The organism is Polaribacter sp. (assembly GCF_965656025.1).
In the GTDB taxonomy this organism is placed as follows: Bacteria; Bacteroidota; Bacteroidia; order Flavobacteriales; family Flavobacteriaceae; genus Polaribacter.
The window spans coordinates 1,216-4,817 of the sequence record NZ_CBFHJT010000106.1; the positions used below are offsets into that span (position 1 = coordinate 1,216).

At 29.3% G+C, this 3,602-nt stretch carries 2 protein-coding genes; both read left to right on the forward strand.

The window, feature by feature from the left end; genetic code table 11:
* Nucleotides 1-1,483, forward strand: a 1,483-nt coding sequence (gene metG / locus ACTG3S_RS13870) for a methionine--tRNA ligase subunit beta (RefSeq protein ID WP_439129929.1), incomplete at its 5' end; no start/stop codon positions are given.
* A 151-nt stretch (nucleotides 1,484-1,634) separates the two neighbouring features.
* A partial coding sequence (locus tag ACTG3S_RS13875; RefSeq protein WP_439129930.1) for an MG2 domain-containing protein occupies nucleotides 1,635-3,602 on the forward strand: 1,968 nt, incomplete at its 3' end.

Genomic DNA, 3,602 nt, shown 5'->3' on the forward strand with positions numbered 1-3,602 from the left:
TAAACACGAAGATTTTTTACGTGAATGGGTTTTAGAAGGACATAAAAAAGACTGGAAACCTAATGTTTACGGACAAGTAAAATCTTGGGTTGAGGACGGATTAAGACCAAGAGCAGTAACTAGAGATTTAGATTGGGGAATTCCTGTTCCTTTAAAAGATGCAGAAGGCAAAGTATTATACGTTTGGTTTGATGCGCCAATTGGCTACATTTCATCAACCAAAGAATGGGCAGCAAGAGAAGGTAAAAATTGGGAAGATTATTGGAAAAAAGACGATACGAAACTAGTTCATTTTATAGGTAAAGATAATATTGTGTTTCACTGCATTATTTTTCCGAGTATGTTAAAAGCACATGGCGATTTTATTTTGCCAGATAATGTGCCAGCTAATGAATTTTTAAATTTAGAAGGCAACAAATTATCAACTTCTAAAAACTGGGCAGTTTGGTTGCATGAGTATTTAGAAGAGTTTCCTAATCAACAAGATGTTTTAAGATATACTTTAACAGCAAACGCGCCAGAAAGTAAAGACAACGATTTTACTTGGAAAGATTTTCAAGCAAAAAACAACAATGAATTGGTTGCTATTTTTGGTAATTTTATCAATAGAGTTGTGGTGTTAACCAACAAATATTACTCGGGTATTGTACCAACTCCAAATGATTTTACAGAAGTTGATGAAGATGTTTTAGCAGCCGTAAAAGAGTTTCCGAATATTATTGGAAAATCAATAGAAAGATATCGATTTAGAGAAGCAAGCCAAGAGTTGATGAATTTAGCTAGATTAGGAAACAAATATTTGGCAGACGAAGAACCTTGGAAAGTGATAAAAATTGATGAAGAGCGTGTAAAAACCATTATGTATGTGGCTTTGCAAATAGCATCAGCTTTAGCAGTAGTTTCGGAGCCATTTTTACCTTTTACATCAACAAAGTTGAAAAATATTCTCAATGTCAGTTCGAGCGCAGTCGAGAAATCTTTAACTTGGGAAGACGTAACCCAAAAAGACATTTTATTACCTGCTGAACATCAAATTAATAAAGGGGAATTACTTTTTTCTAAAATAGAAGACAAAACCATTGAAATTCAATTAGAAAAATTAGAAGCTACAAAATTAGCGAATGAGCAAGAAAATAAAGTGGTAACTCCTCAAAAAGAAACCATAGAATTTGATGATTTTACAAAACTAGACATCAGAATTGGCACTATTTTAGAAGCAGAAAAAGTAGCAAAAACTAAAAAACTTTTAAAATTAAAAGTTGATGTTGGGATTGATACAAGAACTATTGTTTCTGGTATTGCAGAAAGTTTTTCTCCAGAAGAAATTATTGGTCAACAAGTATCGGTTTTGGTAAATTTAGCACCAAGAAAAATTAGAGGAGTAGAGAGCCAAGGTATGATTTTAATGACAGATACACTTGATGGTAAATTGGCTTTTGTTGCCCCTGAAAAGACTGTAAAAAACGGGCAGGAAGTTAGTTAATAAAATTTTTGGCATAGTAATTGTTAAATTTATCTAAAAATTAACAATTATGAAACAACTTAACTACCTACCAAAAAACAGTTTATTTTTCCTATTCGCTTTATTCATATCTCTTGGTACGAAAAGTCAAAACAACACAGAACCCCGTGTATTGTTACAAAAAAATGCTACTATATATCAAGAAACCGTTTTTACACATTTAAACAAGTCTATTTATATAAGTGGTGAAGACATTGCTTTTACCTCGTATGTTTTTGATAAAAACACCAACAACTTCGCTTTACAAACCACCAATTTATATGCAACCATAACAGATAAAAATGGTAAAGAAATTAAGAGTAAATTGTTTAAGGTGAATAATGGAATAGCCAATGGAAGCTTTAAAATTGATGATACTTTTAAAAGTGGAATTTACACTGTAAAAACTTTTACCAACTGGATGCTAAATTTTGATGCCAAAAATTATCACTCAGAAAAGATAGAAATTATAAACCCTGGTTTAATTACACCCAAAAAACCTTATCAAGCTTCTAAGATAGATGTACAGTTTTTACCAGAAAGTGGTACTTTTTTAACAAATGTTAAAAATACTGTGGGTATTATTGCAAAAGATACTTTAGGTTATGGTGTTAAAAACATAAAAGGTACTTTGTTTGAAAACAATATCAAATTAACAGATTTCAAACTCAATAATTTAGGTATTGGTAGACTTACTTTTACGCCCCTACCTAACAAAATCTATACAGCTAAAGTTTCTTTTAATGATAATACAATTACCAAAAGAGTTGCAAGCAACTTAAAAAATAGTGGGGTTTTAATTAAAGTAACTAAAAATGAAGAAAATGCTTTTATATCTTTAGTAACCAATAATACTTCCTTACCTAGAATTAAAAACAAACCATTTTATTTTATTATAAACAACAACACTACTAATAAAACTAAAATTGAATTTGATAATGAAACTATTATTACTACTAAAATTCCGTTTTTAAAATTAGCTACTGGTGTTAATATTGTAACAGTATTAGACAACAATAACAAACCTGTTGCTGAAAGAATCTTTTTTAATTATTACAACTTAAATATTATAGATGCTCAGCAAGCTTTTGTGTCTCAAGTAAAAGATTCTACAGAAATCACATTACAGTTTAGTGGTAAGAACTTTGCAAATAACAACAATGTAAGTATTTCTATTTTACCCAAAACTACGAGGTCTTACAATAAAGAAAACAATATCATATCGCAAACACTTTTACAACCACATTTAAAAAGTTTTGTAGAAAATGGTGAGCATTATTTTAATAAAGTTACCAAACAAACTATGTACGATTTAGACAACCTTTTAATTACACAAGGTTGGAGTAGCTTTAACTGGAGCTTACAAAACAAAAATGTAAGCGATTTTGCTTACAAGTTCGAAAAAGGAATCTCATTTAGAGTGAACCTTACGAAAACCGAAGAAAAAAGCAGTTATTTAATTCATCATCTTAAAAACCATGATGGTAAAATTTTAGAATTTGATGAAGAAATTAGGTCTTTTCAAATACCTGAAATATTCCCACTTAAAGACGAAAAATTGAACATTTCTAAGTTTAAGAAAAAAGGATTTTTAGAAGAACCTAATAGTACATATGTACAGTTTTTTCCTAGTGCAAAAGCTAAGTTATTAAAAGGAAATGATGTTTTAATTTCAAACAATATAAATTTTGCTTTAGAAAATAAATTAGAACTTTACAATTTTAACCAATTAAATAAAAGCACACTTTTAGATGAAGTAGTTGTAAAGACAAATTTAAGAAAACAGAGAATAGAAAAAATTAAGAAAAAGTCTTCTGGTAGAGTTTTCTTTTTAGATGATAAAGATCGTAAAAGAACACTTGCCAATTTTTTAAACTTTAAGCCAGGTATTAAAGCTAGAGATGATTTTAAGAATGGAAAAATTTATATAATTAATAGGTTTTCTATACAAGATAGTCGAATGGCTGTATACTTAGATGGCCTACTTATGCAAGATAATACTTATTTGTTTAATTTTACTATGAATGATATTGAATATGTAGAAGTAGATTATCAGAGAAACAATGAACCTTTTATTTATGGTACAGGTGGTACTGTTAAA